This window comes from Eikenella halliae (genome assembly GCF_001648475.1).
Taxonomy (GTDB): domain Bacteria; phylum Pseudomonadota; class Gammaproteobacteria; order Burkholderiales; family Neisseriaceae; genus Eikenella; species Eikenella halliae.
The window spans coordinates 18,467-43,464 of the sequence record NZ_LXSQ01000003.1; the positions used below are offsets into that span (position 1 = coordinate 18,467).

22 protein-coding genes and 1 pseudogene are annotated in these 24,998 nt (G+C 59.5%); 11 read left to right on the top strand and 12 right to left on the bottom strand.

From position 1 onward, the window contains the following. Window positions 1-102: 102 nt before the first annotated feature. Both A7Q00_RS13175 and A7Q00_RS00720 read left to right on the top strand, forming a co-directional pair. Window positions 103-224, top strand: a pseudogene (locus tag A7Q00_RS13175) (IS5/IS1182 family transposase); the annotation flags it as partial. A gap of 14 nt (window positions 225-238) precedes the next feature. After that, the gene (locus tag A7Q00_RS00720; RefSeq protein ID WP_064088745.1) at window positions 239-844 is read left to right on the top strand and encodes a nitroreductase family protein; all 606 of its coding nucleotides are present in this window, start codon (window positions 239-241) and stop codon (window positions 842-844) included. Between the two features lie 440 nt (window positions 845-1,284). Here the strand turns inward: A7Q00_RS00720 and A7Q00_RS00725 are convergent, their stop codons facing one another. The 7 genes from A7Q00_RS00725 to A7Q00_RS00755 form a co-directional block, all read right to left on the bottom strand. Continuing rightward, window positions 1,285-1,746, bottom strand: coding sequence for a hypothetical protein (locus A7Q00_RS00725; protein WP_064088746.1), 462 nt, complete (start codon window positions 1,744-1,746; stop codon window positions 1,285-1,287). A gap of 104 nt (window positions 1,747-1,850) precedes the next feature. Further along, on the bottom strand, window positions 1,851-2,312 hold the full coding sequence (locus A7Q00_RS00730) for a hypothetical protein (protein WP_064088747.1): 462 nt from the start codon (window positions 2,310-2,312) through the stop codon (window positions 1,851-1,853). Window positions 2,313-2,461: 149 nt separating this feature from the next. Then, window positions 2,462-3,751: a lipid IV(A) 3-deoxy-D-manno-octulosonic acid transferase gene (gene waaA, locus A7Q00_RS00735; protein WP_064088748.1), complete on the bottom strand. Its 1,290-nt coding sequence runs from the start codon at window positions 3,749-3,751 to the stop codon at window positions 2,462-2,464. Window positions 3,752-4,155: 404 nt separating this feature from the next. After that, window positions 4,156-5,028: an SEL1-like repeat protein gene (locus tag A7Q00_RS00740; RefSeq protein WP_064088749.1), complete on the bottom strand. Its 873-nt coding sequence runs from the start codon at window positions 5,026-5,028 to the stop codon at window positions 4,156-4,158. Between the two features lie 91 nt (window positions 5,029-5,119). Then, a complete protein-coding gene (locus tag A7Q00_RS00745) occupies window positions 5,120-6,316 on the bottom strand; it encodes a tetratricopeptide repeat protein (protein WP_082887681.1) in 1,197 nt (398 codons plus the stop codon). A gap of 154 nt (window positions 6,317-6,470) precedes the next feature. Beyond that, window positions 6,471-10,367 (bottom strand): translocation/assembly module TamB domain-containing protein, encoded by a 3,897-nt coding sequence (locus A7Q00_RS00750; protein WP_064088750.1) that lies wholly within the window; start codon window positions 10,365-10,367, stop codon window positions 6,471-6,473. After that, a complete protein-coding gene (locus A7Q00_RS00755; RefSeq protein WP_064088751.1) occupies window positions 10,368-12,209 on the bottom strand; it encodes an autotransporter assembly complex protein TamA in 1,842 nt (613 codons plus the stop codon). Between A7Q00_RS00755 and A7Q00_RS00760 the strand changes: the two genes are divergently transcribed. Beyond that, the gene (locus A7Q00_RS00760; protein WP_064088752.1) at window positions 12,208-12,450 is read left to right on the top strand and encodes a hypothetical protein; all 243 of its coding nucleotides are present in this window, start codon (window positions 12,208-12,210) and stop codon (window positions 12,448-12,450) included. The genes A7Q00_RS00755 and A7Q00_RS00760 overlap by 2 nt on opposite strands. A gap of 147 nt (window positions 12,451-12,597) precedes the next feature. After that, window positions 12,598-13,839 (top strand): serine/threonine transporter SstT, encoded by a 1,242-nt coding sequence (gene sstT / locus A7Q00_RS00765; protein WP_064088753.1) that lies wholly within the window; start codon window positions 12,598-12,600, stop codon window positions 13,837-13,839. Window positions 13,840-14,117: 278 nt separating this feature from the next. On the opposite strand, the gene dnaJ is transcribed toward sstT, so the two are convergent. Then, complete coding sequence (gene dnaJ / locus A7Q00_RS00770) at window positions 14,118-15,242, bottom strand: molecular chaperone DnaJ (protein WP_064088754.1); 1,125 nt, start codon at window positions 15,240-15,242, stop codon at window positions 14,118-14,120. 222 nt (window positions 15,243-15,464) lie between these two features. Between dnaJ and A7Q00_RS00775 the strand changes: the two genes are divergently transcribed. The 4 genes from A7Q00_RS00775 to A7Q00_RS00790 all read left to right on the top strand — a co-directional run bounded on the left by A7Q00_RS00775 (window position 15,465) and on the right by A7Q00_RS00790 (window position 18,724). After that, window positions 15,465-16,079 carry a Maf family protein gene (locus A7Q00_RS00775; RefSeq protein ID WP_064088755.1) on the top strand — a complete coding sequence of 205 codons (615 nt, stop codon included), beginning with the start codon at window positions 15,465-15,467 and terminating at the stop codon, window positions 16,077-16,079. A 193-nt stretch (window positions 16,080-16,272) separates the two neighbouring features. Beyond that, window positions 16,273-17,466, top strand: coding sequence for an NnrS family protein (locus A7Q00_RS00780; protein WP_064088756.1), 1,194 nt, complete (start codon window positions 16,273-16,275; stop codon window positions 17,464-17,466). A 227-nt stretch (window positions 17,467-17,693) separates the two neighbouring features. Then, window positions 17,694-18,032 (top strand): CidA/LrgA family protein, encoded by a 339-nt coding sequence (locus tag A7Q00_RS00785; RefSeq protein WP_064088757.1) that lies wholly within the window; start codon window positions 17,694-17,696, stop codon window positions 18,030-18,032. Beyond that, window positions 18,029-18,724 carry an LrgB family protein gene (locus A7Q00_RS00790; protein WP_064088758.1) on the top strand — a complete coding sequence of 232 codons (696 nt, stop codon included), beginning with the start codon at window positions 18,029-18,031 and terminating at the stop codon, window positions 18,722-18,724. The genes A7Q00_RS00785 and A7Q00_RS00790 overlap by 4 nt, the downstream gene beginning before the upstream one ends. A 136-nt stretch (window positions 18,725-18,860) precedes the next feature. Here A7Q00_RS00790 and A7Q00_RS00795 read toward each other — a convergent pair whose 3' ends face one another. The 4 genes from A7Q00_RS00795 to A7Q00_RS00805 form a co-directional block, all read right to left on the bottom strand. Next, a complete protein-coding gene (locus tag A7Q00_RS00795) occupies window positions 18,861-19,664 on the bottom strand; it encodes an outer membrane beta-barrel protein (protein WP_064088759.1) in 804 nt (267 codons plus the stop codon). Window positions 19,665-19,884: 220 nt separating this feature from the next. Then, window positions 19,885-20,016 (bottom strand): hypothetical protein, encoded by a 132-nt coding sequence (locus A7Q00_RS14125; RefSeq protein WP_281178997.1) that lies wholly within the window; start codon window positions 20,014-20,016, stop codon window positions 19,885-19,887. Between the two features lie 131 nt (window positions 20,017-20,147). Further along, window positions 20,148-21,569 carry a cysteine--tRNA ligase gene (cysS, locus tag A7Q00_RS00800; protein ID WP_064088760.1) on the bottom strand — a complete coding sequence of 474 codons (1,422 nt, stop codon included), beginning with the start codon at window positions 21,567-21,569 and terminating at the stop codon, window positions 20,148-20,150. Between the two features lie 92 nt (window positions 21,570-21,661). Then, window positions 21,662-22,165, bottom strand: coding sequence for a hypothetical protein (locus tag A7Q00_RS00805; protein WP_064088761.1), 504 nt, complete (start codon window positions 22,163-22,165; stop codon window positions 21,662-21,664). Window positions 22,166-22,387: 222 nt separating this feature from the next. Here A7Q00_RS00805 and A7Q00_RS00810 point away from each other — a divergent pair, with 222 nt between their 5' ends. The 3 genes from A7Q00_RS00810 (at window position 22,388) to A7Q00_RS00820 (ending at window position 24,943) form a co-directional block, all read left to right on the top strand. Continuing rightward, the gene (locus A7Q00_RS00810; protein WP_064088762.1) at window positions 22,388-23,047 is read left to right on the top strand and encodes a YiaD family glycine zipper/OmpA-like lipoprotein; all 660 of its coding nucleotides are present in this window, start codon (window positions 22,388-22,390) and stop codon (window positions 23,045-23,047) included. A 269-nt stretch (window positions 23,048-23,316) separates the two neighbouring features. Next, window positions 23,317-24,006, top strand: a complete 690-nt coding sequence (locus A7Q00_RS00815; protein ID WP_064088763.1) for a pseudouridine synthase — start codon at window positions 23,317-23,319, stop codon at window positions 24,004-24,006. A gap of 58 nt (window positions 24,007-24,064) precedes the next feature. Continuing rightward, complete coding sequence (locus tag A7Q00_RS00820) at window positions 24,065-24,943, top strand: DUF817 domain-containing protein (protein WP_064088764.1); 879 nt, start codon at window positions 24,065-24,067, stop codon at window positions 24,941-24,943. The last annotated feature ends 55 nt before the right edge of the window (window positions 24,944-24,998 follow it).

Consider the following 24,998-nt stretch of genomic DNA (forward strand, 5'->3'; position numbering starts at 1 on the left):
CATCTCCCGCAAAATCACCCTCCATCTTTTCCCGGCAAGAAACACCATCTTGCCGCAAAGCGCTACCACCCCGCGCCGCAAAACCCTTATACTGCCGCACATTATAGTGAATTAAATTTAAATCAGGACAAGGCGTCGAGCCGCAGACAGTACAGATAGTACGGCAAGGCGAGACAACGCTGTACTGGTTTAAATTTAATTCACTATACATTATCCAGCACACCCGAAAGGAAAAATCATGACCCATCAAATCCTACAAGAAGCCGCCCGCACCCGCCGTTCCGTGTACGCCCTCAACAAAAACCTGCCCCTGCCCGCCGAAGAAGTGGCCGCCATCGTAGAACACGCCGTGCTGCACACCCCCTCCTCTTTCAACTCCCAATCTACCCGCATCGTGGTGCTGTTCGGCGCCGAACACGAAAAACTCTGGCAGCTCACCGAAGCCGCCCTGCGCCAAATCGTGCCTGCCGACAAATTCGAGCCCACCGCCCAAAAACTGGCCGGCTTCGCCGCCGCAGCCGGCACTGTGCTTTTCTTTGAAGACCAATCCGTCGTACGCGGCCTGCAAGAGCAATTCCCCGCCTACGCCGCCAACTTCCCCGTGTGGGCCGAACACGCCGACGCCATGCACCAATACGCCGTGTGGACCACCTTCGCCGCCGCCGGCATCGGCGCCAACCTGCAACACTACAACCCCGTCATCGACCAAGCCGTGGCCGAACAATGGCAAATCCCCGCCAGCTGGACCCTGCGCGCCCAGCTCGTATTCGGCGGTATCGCCGCACCCGCCGCAGACAAGCAGTTCGCCCCGGTTGAAGGCCGCTTTAAAGTACACGGCCTGTAAACAGCCGCGCCTTTAAACGCAAAAAGCCGCCTGAAAACGGATGCCGCAAGTTTCTGCGGATTCGTTTTCAGGCAGCTTTTTGTCCGGCTTATGGCCAACCAACCGAACTTTCAACGAAGCAGCAAGCCGAAAGCGCCCGGAAGCACAGCAAGGCAAAACAATGCCGTCGCGGCAAATTCGGTTGGTTGGCCATAGTGCGGCGGGAAGACGGCGGCAGAGCGGCCTAGGAAGCTTTTTTGTGAACGGGGAAACAAGGGAAAGGCTACCTGAAAATCTTCATTTCATTGCGGCTCATGCTTTCAGGTAGCCTGCTATCCGAATATATAGTGAATTAACAAAAATCAGGACAAGGCGGCGAGCCGCAGACAGTACAGATAGTACGGCAAGGCGAGGCAACGCTGTACTGGTTTTTGTTAATTCACCATAGGACGACCGATTTATTACGGCTGCAGTTTGGGCAGAAATACCGACAAAACCAGCGAGCTGGCCGCGCCGCAGCTCATGATAACCAGCATTTCCATCAACAATGTTTCCGGGTGGCTATACAACGTGCTGACATCCCAGCTTATTACCACAAACCATAACAATGACAGCACCGCGCCCGCCACCACCGCGCAGGCCACGCCTTTTGTCGTGCGGTGCAGGCGCAACCGCATAGCCAGCAGGCCGCTCAGCAGCGCGGGGATGCCGCCGAACACATAGCCCCACAGCACCAACCCCCATATTGCGCCAAACACCTCAGCCAAACCGGCTTGGGAAAGCCAGTCGCTTTGCAGCCATAAGTAGTAACAAGCCAGCAGCCACATCCCCAACGGCCCGCCGAATAGGGCGTAAATAATCGGTACCCGCCACGGGTAAGGCGGTTTGGCAGAGTCTGCCGCTTGCGGTTTGTGTTGTTTCATTTCATTACCCTTTCCGTATCACGTTGCGGGCTACCTGAAAATGCAGCCGATGCAGGCCGGGGTTAGGCTTCAGGTAGCCTGCGATCCGAATATGGATGTCCGATTTATTGCGGCTGCGGTTTGGGCAGGAACACCGACAAAACCAGTGAACTGGCCGCGCCGCAGACCATAACTACCGCCAGCCTCATCAATGCTACTTCCGGCCGCTGATATAGCTTACTGACATTCCAGTGGATTAGCACCAGCCATAACAACAAAACCACCGCCCCAATCGCCACCATGCAAGCGATACCTTTTACCGTACGGCGCAAGTGTAGCCGCATCGACAGCAAGCCGGTAAGCAGCATGGGAATGCCGCCGAAAACATATCCCAACGACGTTATCTCCCACATATCACCGATGATTACAGAAAAACTGGTTTGAGAAAGCCGGCCGTTTTGCAACCATAAGTAAACCGCCAACAACCACGCCCCCAACGGCCCGCCAAATAAGGCGTAAATAATCGGCACCCGCCACGGATAAGGCGGTTTGGCGGGGTCTGCTGTTTGCGGTTTGTGTTGTTTCATCTCATCAACCTTTCTGTATCACGTTGCGGGCTACCTGAAAACACAGCCGATGCAGGCCGGGGTTAGGCTTTCAGGTAGCCCAAACCTATGCTTTATGCGGCGGCGGCCATGCTGGCAAGCCGGGTTCGAGAATCCGGCCTGCCGCTTTTTCAGGTAGCCCCTGCGGCTTCTTCTGCACGATTTCCCAAAGCCGCGCACACGGCTTCGGCAATCCGCCCGCTCGCGCCTTGGTGGGCTTGGATAAAGCCGGCGGCTTGGGCGGAGAAGCGTTCGCGTTCGGCGGGGTTGGCCAGCCAGTGTTGTATGGCGGCATACCATTCGGCGGGGGTGGCTACCTGAAGCGCGGCGCCGGCGGCCAATGCGCCCGCGCAGGCGGCGGCGAAGTTGTAGGTGGAATAGCCAAACAGGGCAGGCTTGCCGCAGGCGATGGGTTCGATGATGTTTTGGCAGCCTGTGTCCACCAGGCTGCCGCCCACAAAGGCCATATCGGCGGCCAGATAGTAGGCGAACAGCTCGCCCATGCTGTCGCCCAGCCACACTTGCGTGTCGGGGCGCACGGGGGCTTCGTCGCTGCGCCGCTGCACACGCAGGCCGAGTGCCGCCGCGCCTTCGGCCACAGCATCGAAGCGCTCGGGATGGCGCGGCACGATCACCAAAAGCGCATCGCCGCAATACTGCCGCCACTCTTGCAGCAGCAGCAGCGCTTCGTCTTGGTTTTGATGAAACCGCGTGCTGGCACACACCACAACGAGGCGGCTGCCGATGCGCTGCTTAAACGCTGCGGCCAACCCGTGCATGGCTGCGGGCGGGGCGATGTCGTATTTGGTGTTGCCGCACACCAGCACGTTTTCCGCGCCGATGCTGCGCAGGCGTTCGGCATCGGCTTCGGTTTGGGCAAGCACGCGGCGGAAGGATTGCAGGGCGGGGGCGAATAAGGACGGCCAGCGGCGGTAGCCCTGCGCGGATTGTTCGGAGAGGCGGGCGTTGGCCAGGAACACGGGCAGGTCGGCCGAGCGGCAAGCATCCAGCAGGTTCGGCCAGATTTCGGTTTCCATGATGATGCCGAAACGCGGCTTGTGCTGGGCGAGGAAGGCGGCTGTCCAAGCCGGGTGGTCGTAGGGCAGGTAGCGACATTGGGCATCGGGAAACAGGCTCTCGGCGGTGGCGCGGCCGGTGGGCGTCATTTGCGTGAGCAGCAGCGGGGCATCGGGAAAACGGCGGCGCAAAGCCTGCACCAGCGGCACGGCGGCGCGGGTTTCGCCCACAGACACGGCGTGCACCCAAATGGCGTGCTGCACAGGATTATCCGGCGGCTCGCCGAAACGCTCGCCTTGATGCAGCAGATAGGCGGGGGAGCGGCGGCTGCGCTTGGCGAGCAGATGGCGGGCCAGCGGGCGGCCGAGGAGGCGGGTGAGCAGGCGGTAGAGGGCGGGGAGCATGATTGGATAAAGCGTTTCAGGTAGCCTTTGGGTGGGGAGAGGCTACCTGAAAAATCAGATTGGGTGAAGTGGGACGCGGATGCCGGACACGAATGCCCAGGCTGCGGGAAACGGTTTCAGGTAGCCTGCATGCGGATTGGGGCTACCTGAAAGCGTAGCTTCAACACAGTTATAGTGAATTAACAAAAACCAGTACAGCGTTGCCTCGCCTTGCCGTACTATCTGTACTGTCTGCGGCTCGTCGCCTTGTCCTGATTTTTGTTAATTCACTATAAAAGCCCTATCTTGGATTAGGCGGCAAACCCCAACCCATCGTCTGCCGGAGACGGCTTGGGCTGCTACGCCTGCGGCTAACCCAAGCTGCGCAGGCTTGCCGATGTTTTCAGGTAGCCTGTCAGGGCAGGCTAGTGTCCTTCCTGTTGCAGCAGGCGCAATGCAGATTGGGCGGAACCGTCCCCTTGGGCGGCAGCTTTCTCAAGCCAGTAGCGGGCACGGGCATAGTCTTGCGGCACGCCATGACCTTGGTAATACAGCATGCCGAGGTTATGTTGTGCGGCAGCATAGCCTTGGGCAGCGGCTTTTTCATACCAGCGGCGGGCAATGGCGTCATCCCGAGGAACCCCCAGCCCTTTTTCGTAAAAGGCACCCAGATTGAATTGCGCTACTGCCATCCCTTGTGCTGCGGCTTTTTCAAACCAATAGCAGGCACGGGCATAGTCTTGCGGCACACCGTGCCCGTTCAAATACAAAACTCCAAGATTGAATTGGGCATCGGGAAAACCTTGGGCAGCAGCTTTTTCATACCAATCTCGGGCATATGCATAGTTTTGCGGCATCCCCTGCCCTTTTTCATAGCAAATGCCAAAGTTATATTGTGCAACAGCATAACCCTGGGCAGCGGCTTTCCCATACCAATGGCAGGCACGGGAGAAATCCCGGCCAACACCATATCCGTTTCGATAAAAAATCCCGAGGTTGTATTGCGAGGCGGACACGCCTTGCACAGCGGCTTGTTCAAACCAATGACGGGCGCGGGCATAGTCTTGCGGCACGCCCTGCCCTTTTTCATACATCACGCCAAGGTTGTGCTGGGCGGTGGCATAGCCTTGTTGTGCCAACGGCAAAAATAATTCATGGGCGCGGCGGTAGTCTTGTTGCTGATAGGCGGAGATGGCCTGATTGAGTTGCTGCCGCTGCTCGGCCGTCGGTGCGGCGGCTGTGGTTAATGATGCGGCCAACAGGCTGGCGGCGAGAAGGAGTCTGATACGGCGGTTCATATTTTTTCCGATAAATAATGGACAAATCTGCGATTTATCTCATTCTCTTACGAGAGAAAGGTTGGGTTTTCAGGTAGCCTGATGAGGCAGGCTAGTGCCCTTCCCGTTGCAGCAGGCGCAATGCAGATTGGGCGGGGCCGTCCCCTTGAGTGGCAGCTTTCTCAAACCAGTAGCGGGCACGGGCATAGTCTTGCGGCACGCCATGACCCTTTGCATACAAGACGCCAAGGTTGGTTTGGGCAACAGCATAGCCTTGAGCCGCGGCTTTTTCATACCAGTGGCGGGCACGGACGTAATCCTGAGTTACCCCCAGTCCTCGGTTGTAAAGAATACCAAGATTGTTTTGCGCAGCAATCATGCCTTGAGCAGCAGCTTTTTCAAACCAATGGCGGGCACGGACATAGTCTTGCGGCACACCATGGCCTTTGTAATATAAAAAACCAAGATTATATTGGGCATCAGCCATTCCTTGGGCAGCGGCTTTTTCAAACCAATAGCGGGCACGGGCATAATCCCGAGTTACACCCAGCCCACGGTTGTAAAGGACACCAAGATTGTGTTGCGCGGCAGCCAATCCTTGCGCAGCAGCTTTTTCATACCAGTAGCGGGCGTGGGTATAGTCTTGCTGCACACCATGACCTTGGTCATACAACAGACCGAGGCTCTGTTGTGCGGCAGCATAGCCTTGAGCAGCCGCTTTTTCATACCAATGGCGGGCACGGGCATAATCTTGGGTTACACCTAACCCTTGTCTATAAAATACACCAAGATTGTATTGTGCCACAGCCTTACCTTGGGTAGCCGCTTTTTCAAACCAGTGGCGGGCACGAACATAGTCTTGCGGCACGCCATGCCCGTTGTAATATAGGGAGCCAAGGTTGTGTTGCGCATCGGCATAACCTTGAGCAGCAGCCTTTTCATACCAATGGCGGGCACGGACATAATCCCTAGTTACACCCAGCCCACGGTTGTAAAGGACGCCGAGATTGTATTGCGCAGCAGTATCATTTTGGGCAGCCGCTTGTTCAAACCAATAACGGGCGCGGGCATAGTCTTGCGGCACGCCTTCCCCCTTCGCATACAAGAGGCCGAGGTTTTGCTGAGCGGTAGCATCGCCTTGCTGTGCCAACGGCAAAAATAATTCATGGGCGCGGCGGTAGTCTTGTTGCTGATAGGCGGAAAAGGCCTGATCGAGTTGCTGCCGCTGCTCGGCCGTCGGTGCGGCGGCTGTGGTTAATGATGCGGCCAGCAGGCTGGCGGCGAGAAGGAGTCTGATACGGCAGTTCATATCTTTTCCGATAACTAATGGGGCAAATCTGCGATTTATCTCATTCTCTTACGAGAGAAAGGTTGGGTTTTCAGGTAGCCTTCCGCGCATCGGCGAAGGCTACCTGAAACTTTATCCAAGCCGAAATCCTGCGGCGGCTTGGCCGGACGGCGGTTTAATCGAAGCGGACGGTGTAGCGCACTTCGCCGCTCACGGAATCGGTGCCGACGCGGCTGATGACCTGCAGGGCGCTATTGATCTGCCAGATCAGCTTCACGGCCTGGTTGGCGCTGGTTACGCTGTATTCGTAGCCCAGATAGAGCTCGTTGGTGATGCGCTTGCCGAAGGTGATGACTTGTTCGGCGGGGTTGAGCTCGCCGGTTTGGGTGTTGCGGGTGCGGCGGGTGGTCATGCCGAAGTCGTCGAGGAGGCCGATTTTGTCGTTGATGTTGCCGGCCAGGAAGGCGCCTGCGGCGGCGGCCACGGTGGCTTCGTCGCTTTCGTTGCCGCTGCTGGCGCGGCCGAGGATGAGCCAGGAGAGTTTGTCTTTGTCGCTCATCGGCTCGTTGGATACGAGGCTCACGCGCGGGTTGTCGAGGCTGCCGAGCACTTCCACGCCGGCGCCTACAGGGGAGTATTTGCGGGTGGCGCGCAGGTTGAGGTTGGGCGAGGCGATGGGGCCGACGAAGGAGATATGGCCTTTGTTGATGACGAGGTCTTGGCCGTAGGCCTTATATTGGCCGCGCACGATGTTTACGGTGCCCACGGCGCGCACGTTCTCTTTGGGTTTGGCGCTGAGGGTGAGCTTGCCGCCGAGCAAGACGTCCAGCCCTTGGCCGCTGAAGCGGAAGTTGTCGTTCAAATCGAGGGTGAGGTTCATCTCGATGGGGGTGGCGGCGGTGGTTTCGGCGGGTTTTTCTTCGCCGAGCACCACTACGTCGTCATCCAGCCCGGGCATGCTGGATTTTTGGAAGCCGAAGTGGCCGCTGTCTACTTTGAGCCCGCCGTTGAGCGCCATGCCGCGCCCGGGGTTGTAGAGCAAGCGGCTGTTGCCGCTGAGGGTGAGCTTGCGGTTGGGGTTGTCGAGGATGGGGTAGCGGGCGAATTGGGCGTTGACGTCTACGTCGGGGGTGGTGCCGGTGAGGTTGACGCGGCCTTTGAGTTCGACGCTGCCGTCTTTGCGGGTGAATTTGAGCGAGTCGATCACCCAGTCGCGGCCTTGGAAGCGGGAGCTGAGGCTGCCGTTATCCAGAATCACGCCGGTGTTGCGGTCGCGGTAGTAGAGGTTTTTGCCGGTGGCGGTGCCGTTGAGGCGGGGTTCGCCCACGCTGCCGGACACGGTGGTGTCGATGGCGAGCGCGCCTTTGGCGCTCATGCCGCCGGGCAGGAGGTTGCGGATGGCGTCGAGCTCGGGGATGTCGAGTTTCAGGTAGCCGTTGATCGGGGCTTGGCTGATGGCGTTGCCAAACTGCTGGCTCACGGCCACGGCGGCGTCGAGCGTGCCGTAGCGGGTTTTGCCGGTGAGGCGGTTGTCGATGCGGCCGCTGTGGAAGCGGGTGTCGAGCACGAGGTTGCTCAAGCCCAGCGCCTGCTGGCGGTAGGGGATAACCACGTCGCCGGATTGCTGGGTGAGTTTCAGGTAGCCTGTGGCATCGCGGCTGTAGCGCAAGTCCCAATCGCCGGCCACCACGAGCTGCAGCTTGACGGATTTGTCGTCTTTGCCCAGGCCGATCAGGTTGTCCAGCTCTTGCAGGTGCAGGTTGGCAGCGTTGCCTTTGCTGCTGATGCCGCTTTGTTTTTCCCACACGAAATTGTGCAGGTTGAGGCTGCCGCCCATGGCGGCCCAGCGGGCGTTGTCGAGGCGCACGCGCTTGGCGCCGGCTTCAATTTGGATGGGGTTGAGCAGCTTGAGGTTGAAGGCGCCGCCGATGTCGAGCTGGCCGATGCGGCCGTTCCATTGCTGTTCGTTGTTCAGCCCGCCGTTGGCGGCCAGATTGAGGCGGAAGGGCTTGCCGCTGAGGCTGAGGCTGCTGTTGCCGGTGATGCTGTGGCTTTTGCCGCTGCCGTTGGCGTTGAGGTTGATGTTGTCGATTTGGGTGCTACCGATGTGGATTTTCCGGCCGTCGAGCTTGATGTTGAGCGGCTGGTTGAGATCGGGAGAGCCTTTGAGGTCGAAATCGAGGCGGTCGATGCGCACGGCGTTTTGCACGGCAAGGCTGTCGGCGTGGCCGTGCAGGTCGGCGGTGAGCTTGGCGGGATCGCCGGAGAGGAAACCTTGGGCTTTCAGGTAGCCGGTGAGGCCGAAGCCGAAGAGATTGAGGTTGGGCGCGTCGATGTCGAGATTGAGGCGGTCGCCTGCCTTACCAAAGCTGCCGTCGGCGTGGATGCGGTTGTTCCCGAGCAGGAGGTGGAGGTCGGCTTTGGGCAGGTGGTCGTTTTGATAGCGCAGGTCGGCCTTGCCGGCGAGGGGAGCGCCGGAGAGCTGGCTGTTTTGCCAATCGAGCAGGAGGTGCAGGTTGGGCTGGTCGGCCAGGCTGCCGTCGAGCTTCACGCTGCCGTTCACGCTGCCTTGCGGCAAATCGGCCAGCACGGCGGCGGGGTTGAAGCGGGTGCTGTCGACGCGGGCGGTGATTTTGCGGCCTTGGAAGAGCTCGAGCAGGGCTTCGCCGTGCATTTCGCCGCCGTTGGCGGGGGTGATTTTCACTTGTTGCAGGCGGATGCTGCGCTGGCGGTTGGTTTTGTCGGTGAGCAGCTGGAAGGTGCCGCTGGTGGCGGTTTGCCCGGCTTTAAGCTGCCAATCGGCCTGCGGGCTGCCGAGGCTACCTGAAAGTTTGATGTCGCCGTTCAGGCTGAGGTCGAGCTTTTGTTTGAGGATGTCTTGCAGTTTGAATTGCTGCACGGCGGCATCCACGGCCATGTTTTGGTTGGCGCTGTCGATGTTGCCGTTGAATGTGATGCGGCCGCCGGCGGCCAGCTCGGTATCGACATTGTCCAGATGCAGTTTGCCGCCGGTGTCCACTTTGAGTTTGCCGTTGATGCCGGCTACGGGGATGCCGTTGCCGTTGATGGGCGCGGGGGCTTGGTTGCGCACTTCGAGCAGGCCGGCGAGGGTGTCGGCTTCTTCGGCGGGGTTGAGCGCGAGGTTGAACACCAAATCGGCGGCGGGCAAGGAGGGATCGAACCATTCGGGGTTGATTTGGCGGCCGTCGATATTGAGGTTGACGATTTTGCGGTTGAGCAGCGGCTCGAAGGGGCGCAGTTTGCCGTTTACGGCAAAGTGGGAATCGCCGTTGTCCAACTGGACGAGCAGCTCGGGGCTTTGCAGGCTGCCGTTTACGGCCACGGCGCTGTCGGCCTGTTTGCCGTCTAATTCGCCGCTGCCCACGATTTGGCCGTCGAGCTTGAAGGGGGTGGCGGTATTGAGCGTGGCGCTGCCGCTGAAATTGTGCCAGGGCAAGCGCAGGGAAACGATGTTGAGCTTGTGGTTTTGGTGGTCGAACCGGTAGCTGACCGCGCCGGATTCCACCACCGGGTTGTTGCTTTTGCCCAGCAGGATGCGGCCGACTTCGATTTTCTCGATTTGTACGCCCAAGGGCAAATCCACGCTTTCAGGTAGCCTCATCGGCGGGCGGTCTTCTTTGGGCGGGGTGGGCTTGCTGATGATGCGGATGTCGCCGGCGGCCAAGCGGTTGACGTGCAGCTGACGCTGCCACAATTCATTAGGCTGCCATTGCAGCGCCACGCTGCTGATGTCTAAATCGGTTCCCTCGGTGGCTACCTGAATGCCGCTGCCTTGAAAGCCGCGCCACAGGTTGCCGTTCAATTCCTTCACGCTGATGTTCACGCCGAACCAGGCGGGGATTTTGGTGATGCCGAAGCGCAGGCCGGATTCGGTGCCCACCAGCCACACCACGGCGGCCACCAGAAGCGTGAGCAGCAGCAAAAAGGCGGAAAGCAGGCGGCGCAGCCAGCGGCGGCGTGGCTTTTTCGGCGGGGTGTTGCCGGCAGCGGCTTCGTTTTCGGCCTCGGGCGGCAGGGTGTCGGAATCAACGGGGAGGGCGGTGTCGGTCATTTAGAATCGGGTTCCCAGGCTGATGTGCCAGCGCAGTTTGCGGTCTTGGTGGCCGTAGGCCAAATCGAAGGAGAAGGGGGCAATCGGGCTAAACCAGCGCAGGCCGACGCCACTGCCGTGATGCCAGTTCATATTGGTGAAGTTGCGGCTCACCGAGCCCATGTCGTGAAACAGCGCCAGCGCGAAGTTTTTGCCGATCGGTTTTTGATATTCGAAGCTGGCCACGGCCAAGGCGCGGTCGGGCAGCACGGAATGGTTCGGGCCTTTGCGGCCGATGCTATCTTGCTCGTAGCCGCGCACGCTGTTGGCGCCGCCGCTGCGGAACAGCAATACGGAGGGCACTTCCGAATCTTGGTTGGAATGGGTGTAGCCCAACTCGCCGCGCACGATAAACGTGCCGATGTTTTTGTGTTCTTCGGGCGTGAAATAGTAGCCTGCGCGGCCGTGCACGCGCTGCACGGCGGCGGAAGAACCGAGCGAGCCGAGGGTGGCGCCTACCTTGCCTTCCAAATAATAGCCGTTGGCCGGGCGCAGCAGGGTTTCGATGTTTTGGCGGCGCCAGGCTGCGGTGAGCATCAGCACATTGCTGCGGCCGAAGTCGGGCCCGCCCACAACGCGGCGTGATTCGGTGATGTATTCCAGCCCGAAACGTGCTTCGATGCCGTCGCGGTCGCGCACGCGCCAGATGCCGGATTGGAGGGTGTTTTTATCCAGTTTCTGCGTGGTGGAGCTGTCGTAAGCGATGTTGCCTGTCCAATACCAGCCGTTGCTGTTGCGCGGCTGGCTCAGGCCGACGCTGGCGGTTTTCTCATAGCGGTTCACGTCGGTGGCGCCGGCAAACACATAGCCCCGGTTGAATACGTTGTAGTGTTCATAACCTAGGCGGATGCCGGGGCCGTCTTTGGAATCGTAGCGCAGGCCGATATCGAATTTCTGGCGCGGCACTTCGCTCACCGACACCAGCAGGGGCACGCGGTCGTCCACCATTTTGGAGAAATCGGCTTCCACCTGCGCGCGGCTGTAGTGACTGTCTTGTTCCAACGCCTGTTGGTAATCGAGGATTTTGTCGAAATCGTAGGGTTCGCCGGGCTTAAACTGCGCCATGCCGGTAATCACCGAGGCGGGATAACGCTCGTTGCCGCTCACTTGAATATCGCCGAAATACACCGGCTGTTTGCTGTCCACGCTCACGGAGAGCACGGCTTGGCTGGTTTGCGGGTTAATGGTGGCGCGGCTTTCGGTGAGCGAGGCCAGCGGGTATTTGTAGCGGCGCACGGCGGAGAGCACCGCGTCTTTGCTGCCGCTCCACTCGCTGTTCACAAACGGCTGGCCCACCGGCAAGGCCCAGTTGGCCATGGCGCGTTTGTAGTAGGCGGCCAAATCGGTATCTTCCAGCACTTTGCCCACAATCGACACTTCCACATTGCTCACCTGCGTGCGCGGCCCGGGCTTCACCGTGATGCGCCAGCCGCGGCCGTGCGGGGCTACCTGAATATCGGCGCGGAAATAGCCTTGCGAGCGCACAATTTGTTTGATTTCGTCCGGCGCTTCTTCGGCCAAAAACTGCATTTGTTCTTGGTCGACGTCGGCATCCGGCTCGGTTTGGCGATTGATGATGGAAAGATGCTCGCGCAAAAGTGCGGCCAAATCGGCAGGCGCATCAATGGAAATGGGGAAAGGCAGTTTGTCCGGATTGGCCGTGGTGGGCTGCTCAATCGATTCTTTTTCTTTGCTTTTCTGCACCGAATCAGCTGCCGCCTCCCCGGCCTTGCCGTCGGCACGGGCGGGCAGGCTCAGCAGCAGGGCGGCAATCACGGCAAGGGGGAACAGAGGGGTTTTCATGGGCAATCTGCAATCGGTAAACATCAAGCCGGTGTGTGGCGGCAAACGGCGGCATATTAGCATTTTTGCCTTATCTTTTATAGTAAAGGCAGGCAAAAGAAACCCAGCCTGCCAAGGCTGCCTGCAAGGGATGGTTGGAGGCCGATTACCCAACGGCCTGTTGTTGTGTGTTTCAGGTAGCCTCTATCCGCACCAAGGCTACCTGAAAAACCTGCCCGCCCGCCGCAGGCAGTTTGTGTGAGGATATGCCGTCAGTAAATATTTGTGCCGATACGTTCGTTTCTGTTAGACTGAAGTTTTTTCCGCCCCGAACCACGGCCGAAGCAGGTTGGCACACCGGCATGCAAAGCGCTTCGGCCACACACAACCACACAACCTAGGATTTCCTATGCAAAACAACACTCAAAGGAAAAGCCCGTTCGGCTTTTTCACCAGCTTAGGGCTGGTAACGCAGATTGCCATCGGCCTCGTGCTCGGCATTTTGGTGGGCGTACTGGTGCGCAACACCGCCGCTGCCGGCGCGGTGGTGGAAATCGGCGCGATTTTGGGCAGCCTGTTTGTGGGCGCGCTCAAAGCGGTGGCGCCGATTTTGGTGTTCGCCTTGGTTACCGCCGCCATCTCGCAGCACCGCAGCGGCAACCCCACCAATATCCGCCCGATTTTGGTGCTGTATTTGGTGGGCACGTTTGCCGCCGCCGTGGTGGCCGTTGGCGCAAGCTTCCTGTTCCCCTCGCAGCTCTTGCTCAGCGGCGTGGAAGCAGCCAGCAACGAAGCGCCCACCGGCATCGGCGAAGTGATGCGCCATCTGCTGATGAACCTGGTGTCCAACCCGATTCAGGCGCTGGCCGATGCCAACTACATCGGCATTCTCGCCTGGGCATTGGTGCTCGGCACGGCGTTCCGCCAAGCCAGCGAGCACACCCGCACCCTGATCAACGACGTGGCCGAAGCCATTTCCAAAGTGGTGCGCGGCGTTATCCGCTTCGCCCCCTTGGGCATTTTCGGGCTGGTGCTGCTTACCATCGTGAAAGAAGGCTTCGACAAACTGGGCTTCTATCTGCACCTCTTGGCCGTATTACTGGGCGCGATGCTGTTTGTGGCGCTGGTGGTGAACCCCATCATCGTGTTCACCCAAACCCGCCGCAACCCCTTCCCGCTGGTGTTCACCTGCCTGCGCGAAAGCGGCGTAACCGCCTTCTTCACCCGCTCTTCCGCCGCCAACATCCCAGTAAACATGGCTTTGGCGAAAAAACTCGGCCTGCATGAAGACACTTATTCCGTATCCATCCCGCTGGGCGCCACCATCAATATGGCCGGTGCGGCCATTACCATCACCGTGCTCACCATGGCCGCGGTGCACACCTTGGGCATCGCCGTGGATTTCTGGACGGCACTGCTGCTGAGCGTGATCGCCGCCATCGGCGCCTGCGGTGCATCCGGCGTGGCCGGTGGCTCGCTGCTGCTGATTCCCATGGCCTGCAGCCTGTTCAACATCCCCAACGACATCGCCATGCAGGTGGTGGGCGTGGGCTTCATCATCGGCGTCATCCAAGACTCCGCCGAAACCGCCCTCAACTCCTCCACCGACGTGCTCTTCACCGCCGCCGTGGATCAGGCGCACAAACGCTGACGCCTCATCTTGCGGGCTAAAAAAGGCTACCTGAAAATGCCAAGCGGCAAAGCTTTCAGGTAGCCTTTTGCTATGGGGAACGGCAAGGCGACGTTGCGCCATTATTTACAGCACCACCTCATCCTTCAACAAGACAGCAGGCCGCAGATAATACAACCGGCACGGCCAGGCAAACCAACTCTGCAGCGCAAGCCAGATTGGTTTGCAACTTAAAGCAAAGGCTACCTGAAAAAGCCCTAACGGGTTTCAGGTAGCCTTTTGTGCAGCGGGCTGCCGCCTTAGTCGAACAGATCGTTTTTCAAATCGCGCAGTTTGTCCATAAACGATTTCTGGCGCGGGGTTTGGGCGCGGTCGAGGCCGGTGGAGATTTTTTCAAATTCTTCCAGCAATTCGCGCTGGCGATCGGTAAGGTTGACCGGGGTTTCCACCACGATGTGGCAATACAAATCGCCCATCGAGGAAGAACGCAGCGATTTCATGCCCTTGCCTTTCACGCGCATGCGGCGGCCGGTTTGGGTTTCTTTCGGGATATTCAGCTTCACGCGGCCGTTGAGCGTGGGCACTTCCACTTCGCCGCCCAGCGCGGCAACGGTGAAGCTCACCGGCAATTCGCAGTGCAGATCCAAGCCGTTGCGCTCGAAGATTTCGTGGCGGCGGATGTGCACCACCACATACAAATCGCCCGCGGGCGCGCCGTGCGAGCCGGGCTCGCCCTCGCCGGCAAGGCGGATGGGCTGCTCGTTTTCGATGCCGGCGGGAATGTTCACGTCCAGCGTTTTGCGGCTCTTCACGCGGCCTGCGCCATGGCATTTAACGCACGGCTCTTTGATTTCGCGGCCGGAGCCGCCGCAGGTGGGGCAGGTTTGCTGCAACTGGAAAATGGCCTGGCGCACGTGTACCACGCCGGAGCCGTGGCAGGTGGAACAGGTGGTGGCGGAGGTGCCGGGTTTGGCGCCGGAGCCGTGGCAGATGTCGCACTCTTCGTGCGAGGGGATGGTGATGCGTTTCTTGCTGCCCGCCGCGGCTTCTTCCAGCGTGATTTCAATATCGTAGCGCAAATCTTCGCCTTGGAAGTTCTGCTGGCGCGCCCCACCGCCACCGCCGAACATCTGGCTGAAAATATCGCCGAAATCAAAGCCGCCCGCGCCGCCGAAACCACCGAAGCCGCCGGCATTGCCGTCTACGCCGGCCTGGCCGAATTGGTCGTAGCGGCTGCGTTTTTCGCGGTCGGAAAGGATTTCGTAGGCCTTTTGGATGGTTTTGAATTTCTCTTCCGCTTCCTTATTGTCGGGGTTGCGGTCGGGATGGTATTTCATCGCCAGCTTGCGGTAGGCCCTTTTGATTTCTTCATCGGAGGCATCGCGGGAGACGCCGAGGGTTTGATAGTAGTCTTGATCGCTCATTTTTGCTAAATTGGGTAAATAAACAGTTCGCCGCGCAAGATTAGGGCGGGAACGGGAAAAACAAGCTCTCAAGCAGATTAACTTTGCTTCCGGCTGCGGGCGGCGCAATGCGGGAGTCCGCCACACCGCCACGCCCGCATAAACTCACCCGTTTTAGCTATCGCGGAAAACGCGATTTTCAGGTAGCCTTAGCGGTTTCCGCAGCTATGTTAAAGAAACGCCATGCCCAACACCATCTATCTGGCCTCGGCCAGCCCGCGCCGCCACGAAATTTTGGCTTCATTAGGTTTCCAGCCCGTGCTGCTGGTGGCGGAAACCGATGAAACGGCGCGGCCGGGCGAAGCGGTGGCGGATTATGTGGCGCGGATGGCGCGGCAGAAAAACGCGGCAGCGCGCCGGCTGGCGGCGCAACGCGGCCTGGCCTTGGCACAGCCGCTGTTGAGCGCCGACACGGTGGTGGCGCTGGACAATGCCATTTTGGGCAAACCGCGCGATGCGGCGCACGCCCGCGAGCTGCTGGAAAGCCTTTCCGGGCGCGAACACCAAGTGTGGACGGCGGTGTGCGTGTCGCTCGGCGAGCAAACGCTGGAGGCGGCACAGCGCAGCGATGTGCGGTTTAAAGAACTGAGCGCGCAGGAAATCGCGGCCTATATCGCCAGCGGCGAACCGCTGGATAAAGCCGGCGCATACGGCATCCAAGGCATCGGCGGCGTGTTTGTGGCGCACCTTTCCGGCAGCTTCAGCGGCGTGATGGGGCTGCCCGTGTTTGAAACCGTGCAGCTGCTGCGCCAACTGGGTTCGCCCGTGCCGCCGTTTGCCGAGGCTATAGTGAATTAACAAAAACCAGTACCGCGTTGGCTCGCCTTGCCGTACTATCTGTACTGTCTGCGGCTCGCCGCCTTGTCCTGATTTTTGTTCATCCACTACACCTGAAACCGTATTGCCGCATGATTTAAGGGCTACCTGAAAGCCTGCCGTTTTTCAGGTAGCCTTCCCCGTTAACCTTCATCAAACCAATTATCGACACATCATGAACCTGCTTTCCAAAAACCATCCCGTTTGGGGCATGGCCTTCCGCCCCTTCTATCCGCTGGCCGCCCTCTACGGCGCGTTTTCCATCCTGCTGTGGAGCTTCGGCTATCAAGGCACGGCCGCGCTGCCCAATTATTTCTGGCATGCCCACGAAATGATTTGGGGCTATGCCGGCGCGGTGGTGGTGGCCTTCCTGCTCACGGCGGTAGCCACCTGGACGAAACAGCCGCGCACTTGGGGCGCGCCGCTGATGGTGCTCGCCCTGCTGTGGCTGTTGGCGCGCGCGTTTGCCTTTGCCGCGCCGCTCACTTTGGCGGCAGGCATTGCAAGCGTGGCGTTCTATTGGTTTGCGGCCTGGCACATGGGCGCGGCCGTGGTGCGCAGCCGCAACAAGCGCAATTATTTGGCGGTGGCCGCGCTGTTTGTGTTCGGCCTGCTGCAGGCGCTGTTTCATTGGCAGCTGGCGCGGCACAATTTTTCCGCGCTCGCCGGCGGGCTGTTTGCCGGGCTTTCCGTGGTGGCCGGCTTTATCGGGCTGGTGGGGATGCGCGTGATTCCGTTCTTCACCGCCAAACGGCTCGGCTGCGAGCAGGTGGGCAGCCATCCTTTGGTGATGACGGCTTCCTTGGTGGTGCCGCTGGCCATGGCCCTGCTCTACGGCTTGCAGGCGGTGCTGCCGCCCTCGGCAGCCGATGCGGCCATGGCCGCCGCAGCCGTGCTCAGCATAGCGGCAGGGCTGCTGGATATCGTGCAAACCGTGCGCTGGTGGCGGCCGGAAGTGGCCAAAGAGCCGATGCTGTGGATTCTGTTTGCGGGATTCCTGCTCACCGGCGCGGGGCTGGCCGTGATGGGCGCGGGTTATTGGCTGCCGCGCTGGCAGAGCCTGGGTGTGCATTTGGTGGCCGTTGGCGGCATCGGGCTGATGACGGTGGGCATGATGGTGCGCACCGCGCTGGGGCACACCGGCCGGCCGCTCTATCCCGCGCCTGCCGCCATGCCGCTGGCGTTTTGGCTGATGGTGGCCGCCGCGCTGGCGCGTGCTGCCACGGCGGTGTTGATGTATCTGCTCCCCGCTGCCTACCAGCCCGGCCTGTGGCTCTCCGGCCTGCTGTTTGCCGCTTCGCTGCTGCTCTACACTTGGCGCTACCTGCCCTGGCTGGCCGCGCCGCGGGTGGACGGCAAAGAAGGCTGAGTGGCAGGCCACCTGAAACCGCGTCGGCATTTTTCAGGTAGCCTTTGGCTGGCTCATGGCGGCTACCTGAAAACAGCGCAAACGCAGCTTCCATCCAGCATCGCCAAAACACATCGCACCAAAGCAAAGGGCTACCTGAAAAAATCGCAGGCAGCCCTTTGCCATACTCCCCCTTACTGCGCCGGTGCTATAATTCTTTTTTTCCAACCTATCTTAGGCCGGTAACCATGTTACGCGCACTTATTATTGTTTTCGCCTGCCTGGCCGCAGGCGAAGTGTTTTTGCACCTTACCCACCTCAAACTGCCCGCCAGCATTGTGGGGCTGCTGATTTTGTTCGGCCTGCTCAAAGCCGGCTGGGTGAAGGAGGCCTGGTTTAAGCCGATGACTGAATTCCTCATGCAACACATGATGCTGCTGATGATTCCCGCCTGCGTGGCACTGATGGACTATTTTTCCATCGTGGCGCACGATTTCTGGTCGATTGCCGCCGCCACCGTGGCCAGCAGCGTGCTGGTGCTGCTCTCCAGTGCGAAAACGCACGAAATTTTAAGGAGGCACAAATGAGGGAAATCGCCACCCATCCCGTTGTGCTGATTTTGATGATGCTCGCCGTTTACCGCTTCAGCCTGTTTTTGCGCCTGCGCAGCGGCAGCCCGCTGGCCAACCCGCTGATGGTGAGCACGGTTTTGGTCATCGGCTACCTGAAACTCTTCGGCATCCGCTACGACGATTTCATGCAAACCGGCCGCATGGTCGGCTTTTGGCTGCAACCGGCCATCGTGTGCCTGGCCATCCCCATGTATCAGCAGTGGCCGCGCATCCGCAGCCAATGGCTGCCGATTGCCGCCTCGCAGCTGGTGGGCAGCGTGGTGGGGATTGTGAGCGGCGTGCTGTTTGCCCACTGGCTGGGCGCCAGCCACGACGTGAGCCAGTCACTCGCCGCCAAATCGGTTACCATGCCGATTGCGCTGGAAATCACCCATGTTCTGGACGGCATCCCCGCCGTTTCGGTGGCCGCCGTGCTGATTGCCGGGCTCACCGGCCAGTTTATCGGCTTTTGGATTCTGCACCACAGCCACATCCGCAACCCCATCTCACACTCCATCGCACAGGGCACGGCCTCGCACGCCATCGGCATTGCCGCCAGCCTGGAAATCAGCGGCCACTTCGCCGCCTACGCCACCCTCGGCCTGATTTTCAACGGCATCCTCACCTCCTTCCTCGCCCCGATTATCGTGCCGCTGTTGGGCGTTTGAACGTGCCGCATGAATGGGAAAGGCTACCCGAAAAGCCGTAGCTTGGATTCTTGAATCCGATACCCGCTAAAGGCTACCTGAAGAAAGGCTACCTGAAATTTCAGGTAGCCTTTGCGTTGCAGACAAGCGCGGCGGTTTAAAAGCGCAGGCCGGCGCGGATGCCGAAGCTGTGCGCGTGGCTGGTGGACGAATTGAAATGGACGCCGGCATGGTCGTAGGCAGAGGTTTTGGAATGGTCGTAGTGGTAGTAGGGGCCGAAGGTCAGTGCCAGATTCGGGGTGAATTGTTTCTGCGCGTCCACGCCCAAACTAATGCCGTAGCTGCTGCGTTTGTGCGTTTCATCCGGTACATGGGGATAAACCTGCGACCATTTGGTTTCAACTCTATCACGCAGGCTGACCTGCGCTTCGCCCCAAGGGGTGATGCTCCAGCCGCCGCCCAAATCCTGCTCGTATTCTACCTGCGCTTTCAGATACAGAGTGCTTGAATTATTGTCCATAATATTCGGGGCGTGCACGGTGCGGTGTGCGCGGGCGTTGCCAGCCGTATAACTGTAACTCAGCCCGCCGCCCACACGCAGGCCGCCCTGCTTGAAGCCGGACGGGGAATACAGGTAGCCCGCATATAGGTTGATTTCATCGATCTTGCCGCCGTCCACCACGGTTACGCCGCTTGCTTTTGCATCAAAACTGCGGCGGGCATAGCCCAATTCGGCACGGATGGCGTGCTGCTGCGCCAGCGGGATGTCGGCGCGGCCGCGCAGGATAAAGCCATCACTATTGATTTTGCTGCCGCTTTCTATATTGCTATGTTCGTAGCCGGTGGTAACGGTATAGCGCCCGTCCTTAATCGGATGCAGCGGGGTTTCTTGGGAATCGGGCGCGGCGGATGCGGCGGCGGCGAAGGAAAGGATGGCAAGGGCGAGTAGGGTTTTCTGCATAAGTCGGTCTCCTTGGAATGGGGATTGAACGATGCTGCAAAAGCCCGAAAAAAGGGCTGCACAGCGGGGGCTGCACAGCGGGGGCTGCACAGCGGGGGCTGCACAGCGGGGGCTGCACAGCGGGGGCTGCACAGCGGGGGCTGAGGCGGCAAACCTGCCTGCGGCGGTTTGCCGCCTCAGCCGAACTTATTATCAATCATCCGAGCCTAGGCTTACAATTCTAGCGGCAGGTTTTGCCTTTATTAACAAAGGCAGCCAAAACTGGCGCAGCCCGTTCCGTCTGCCGCAAAAGGCTACCTGAAAAATAGATTTCAGGTAGCCTGCCCATTTGTAGGGTGTGTGCGGAACGCACGCACGCGGTTTGGGAACAACGGGCAACGGCGTGCGTGCCTGTGCACGCACCCTACACACCACGCAATCTTTCCTGTAAGAAAGGCTACCTGAAATTTTTCAGGCAGCCTTTGTTTGCTTACATCAAACTCATCAGCCGCGTGTCCAGCTGGTGCCGTCCGCGCCGTCGCGCAGGGTGATGTTTTCGGTGGCGAGCAGGTCGCGGATGCGGTCGGATTCCGCCCAGTTTTTGTCGGCGCGGGCTTGGCGGCGCCGGGCGATCAGCTCTTCGATTTCTTCGTTGGACAGGCCGCCGACGGGGGCGCCGCCGTGCAGGAACCCGGTGGGGTCGCGCTGCAGCAGGCCGATGGTGGCGGCCAGCGCTTTCAGGCAGCCTGAAAGCTCGGCAGACTGGGTTTTGTTGGCTTCGCCGGCCAGCTCGAACAAGACCGCCATTGCTTCGGCGGTGCCGAAGTCATCGTTCATCGCGTCGTAAAAACGGCGGGTGTAGCCGTTGGCATCGTAGGCAGCCTGAAAAGCGGCGGGCGGCACGTTGGCCAGGGTGTTGTACAGGCGGGTGAGCGCGTTTTTGGCGTCGTTGAGGTGCGCATCAGAATAATTCAGCGGGCTGCGGTAGTGGGCGCGCAGGATGAAAAAGCGCACGACTTCTGGGTCGTATTGTTTCAACACGTCGCGGATGGTGAAGAAGTTGCCCAGCGATTTGGACATTTTCTCGCCGTCCACTCGGATAAAGCCGTTGTGCAGCCAGTATTTCACATGGCTGGAAACGGGTTTGCCGTGGTGCGTTACTGCATGGTCGTGGCCGCAGGCATGGCCGCTGGCGCCGACGCTTTGGGCGATTTCGTTTTCATGGTGCGGGAACTGCAAATCCGCGCCGCCGCCGTGAATATCAAATGTGTCGCCGAACAGTTTTTCGCTCATCGCCGAGCATTCGATGTGCCAACCCGGGCGGCCTTGCCCCCACGGGCTTTCCCACGCCGGTTCGCCCGCTTTGGCGGCTTTCCACAACACAAAATCCAGCGGGTCGCGTTTGAAGCTATCGACTTCCACGCGCTCGCCCGCGCGCAAGTCATCCAGCGATTTGCCCGAGAGCTGACCGTAGGCGGCAAATTCGCGCACGGCGTAATACACGTCGCCGTTGGCGGCCGGATAGGCTTTGCCGCGTGCAATCAGGTTTTCAATCATCGCAATCATTTCGGCGATGTTTTCGGTGGCCTTGGGCTCGAGGTCGGGGCGCAACACGCCCAGCGCGTCGGCGTCTTCGTGCATGGCGGCGATAAAGCGGGCGGTAAGCTCGCCGATAGTTTCGCCATTTTCCGCCGCGCGGGCGATGATTTTGTCGTCGATGTCGGTGATGTTGCGCACATAAGTGAGCGGATAGCCGCACTCGCGCAGCCAGCGGGCAATCATGTCGAATACCACCATCACGCGGGCGTGGCCGAGATGGCAGTAGTCGTACACGGTCATGCCGCAAACGTACATGCGCACGTTTTTCGGATCGATGGGGGCGAAGGGCTCTTTTTGGCGGGTGAGGGTGTTGTAGAGGGATAACATGTTTTGGGTTCGAGTTTGGTTAGGTGGAAGGCTACCTGAAAATGCGGATGAGCCGGATTACAAATGCCGCTTCAGCCAAGCTTGCCAAAAAATCACTCTTCCTTGGCATCGGCCGGGCAGTCTTTGCCTTGGTAGGTATACCAACCGTTGCTATGGCTTTCGTAGGCGGTGTCGTCTTCGGTGTAGTGGTAATGAAAGGCGAAATACAGGCGGGGGCGGCCTTGTTGGTCGGTTTCCTCCGCCATGCTGAAGGTGTAAGACTGCAAACCGCTCTTGGCTTCGGCAGGGTTGAGCAGGGTAAACACACGGCCTGTGTCGGTTGGGCGCTCTTCAAAACGGCCGGCGGGATAACGCCCTACAGTATGCTTGCGGATTTGCGCATCCAGCCAGGCTTGCCCGTTGCGGATGCACACTTTGGAATTGATCAGGTGGCCAGGCGAATTCGGGCGCGGAATGGCATCGGCCGTATTGGTTGGATTGACGGGACGGTACGACATATGGCTGTTACCGCTGTGAATATAAAGGCCGTCGGGCAAGTTAATGGCGAAGGCGGCCGTACCAACGGTAAGCAAAACGGCGGACAGAAGATATTTCATGTTGGCTGTCTCTGATGTCTAAATATAGAGGAAGAGGCATTGTAGCCGAAAGCCTTGTTGCAGCCAACGAAGGCGGCGGATTGTAAACAAATATTTGGAAAGTTTTGGAAACGGTAAATATTGCGGCAGGGGCTTTTGTTTGGGCTATAGTGGCTGCCGTAAGCTGTGTATTTTGCATCAACCTATTGTTTCTATTTAAATCCAAAAGAAAGGAAATCAATTATGATGAAACGCATCACCGTTCTAACCCTGGCCGCCACCTTTGCCCTCGGCGGCTGTATCACCGACCCGGTTACCGGTCAGCAGACTATTTCCAAAACCGCGCTGTTCGGCCTCGGCGGCGCGGCGGCCTGCGGCGCCATCGGCGCCATCACGCACGGCAGCAAAGGCGCGCGCAATGCGGCATTGGGTTGCGGCGTGGTGGGCGCCGGCGTAGGCGGCTATATGGACCTTCAAGAGCGCCGTTTGCGCCAAGAGCTGGCCAACACGCCGGTGGAAGTGGAACGCAAAGGCGACCAAATCAAGCTGACCATGCCCAGCGGCGTCACCTTCGCCACCAACAGCGCCAGCCTGAGCCCGGACGCAGTCAATTCGCTCAACACCGTGGCCAATGTGTTGACGCAGTATCCGGAAACCACCATCACCGTGGCCGGCCACACCGACAACACCGGCAACGACCGCATCAACAACCCCTTGTCTGAAAACCGCGCCCGCTCCGTGGCCGGTTATCTCACCGGCCGCGGCGTGGCTGCCAGCCGCATCAGCACCGTGGGCTACGGCTCACGCTCGCCGGTGGCCGACAACTCCACCGAAAGCGGCCGCGCGCAAAACCGCCGCGTGGAAATCCTGATCAACCCCACCACCCAGGCAGGCCAGCAGTAAGCGCATAAATCAGACGGACGAAAGCACGCCGGAAGCCAATCGGCGTGCTTTTCTTTAAACGGTGGATAGACTTCCCAACATGGCCACATTATTCATTATCCGTCCGCATCAAGGCTACCTGAAACACAGCTGACCGTTTTCAGGTAGCCTTTTGCATATAACATCAGCCACACGGGTGATCTGTGCGCGAAGCAAGCCACGCACTCGGTTTTCAGGTAGCCCCAAGCTGCCTGCTATAATCCCCGCCTCCATCCCATTATCCGCCCGCCATGCAACTGACCAAATACCTGCAAGCCCAAGGCATCGGCAGCCGCAAGCAATGCCGCCAGCTCATCGAACAAGGCCGCATTGAAATCAACGGCGAAACCGCCGAACAGCCCGATGCCGAAATCGAGCCCGCCCAAGTGCAGCGCCTCGCCATCGACAGCGAAGAAATTGCCGCCATCCCCCTGCCGCACTACTACATCCTGCTGCACAAACCCGCCGGTTATGAAACCTCACACAAACCGCGCGACTACCCCAGCGTGTTTTCCCTGCTGCCCGACCACATCCGTGCCACCGGGCCGCAAGCCGTCGGCCGGCTCGATGCCGACACCACCGGCGTGCTGCTCATCACCAACGACGGCGCGTTCAACCACCGACAAACCTCGCCCAAACACCACGTGGCCAAACTCTACCGCGCTACGCTTAAACACCCGGCCGACGAAGCGCTGTGCGCCGCCTTGCGCCAAGGCGTGCTGCTGCACGACGACAACGAAACCGTAGCCGCCGCCGCAGCCGAATTGGAAAATCCGCACAGCCTGCTGCTCACCCTCACCCAGGGCAAATACCACCAGGTCAAACGCATGGTGGCCGCCGCCGGCAACCGCGTGGAAGCCCTGCACCGCCTGCGCTTCGGCGATTGGGAATGTGAGGATTTGCTGCCGGGGCAGTGGCGCTTTATCCAGCCCGAGAATTGAACGGCTTGCGCATTTGAGGCTACCTGAAAATCCAAACCGCCCAGTCAGCTCCTCTGCCATGCTTTCCAAACTGGACAACTTCCTCTGCTGCCGCCCGTACCGCCCCGAATTGCGCGGCTTTTGCCGTTTTGCCGTGGAATTCTGGTTTTTCGGGCTGAAAGAAGCCCGCGCCTGCCTGTTTGCCGCCCTGTTTTTCGCCGCCATGTTTGCCGTACCGAAAACCGGCGTGCTGGGGCTGCCGCGTTACGATGTGCTGTTGGTGTTTGCGTTGGCAGTGCAAATTTTTATGGTTTGGGCAAAGCTGGAAACATGGGACGAACTCAAATCCGTGTCGCTCTTTCACGCCGTGGGTTTCGTGCTGGAAGTGTTTAAAACCTCGCCGGAAATCCAAGCCGCGCTGCTGCCTGCAGGCTCAACCGTGCGCGCTTCGTGGGCATATCCCGATTTTGCCTATACCAAAGTGCTGGGTGTGCCGCTGTTTACGGGATTTATGTATGCGGCGGTAGCAAGCTACATCATCCAAGCGTGGCGGCTGTTCAGGCTGCGGGTGTACAGAATGCCGCCCTATTGGCTGACCACGCTGGCGGCGGCGTTGATTTATCTGAACTTCTTCACCCACCACGCCATTATGGATTTGCGCTGGTATATCGCTTCATTCGTGCTGGGGCTGTATGCGCGCAGCTATGTGGTGTTCACGCCCTACGACACGCCGCACAGGATGCCTATGCTGCTGTCGTTTGTGTTTATCGGCTTCTTCATCTGGCTGGCGGAAAACCTCGGCACGCTGCTGGGCGTGTGGCGTTATCCCAACCAAATCGGTACATGGTCGATGGTGCACTGGGGCAAGTTCGGCGCATGGTCGCTGCTGGTTATCATGACGTTTACCATCGTTACGCACTTGAAACACATCAAGGAAACGGTTTCCGTATCGCGCTAAGCCGCGCCGTTTGCCTTATATAGTGGGTTAAAATAAGAATGGTACAAGGCGGCGA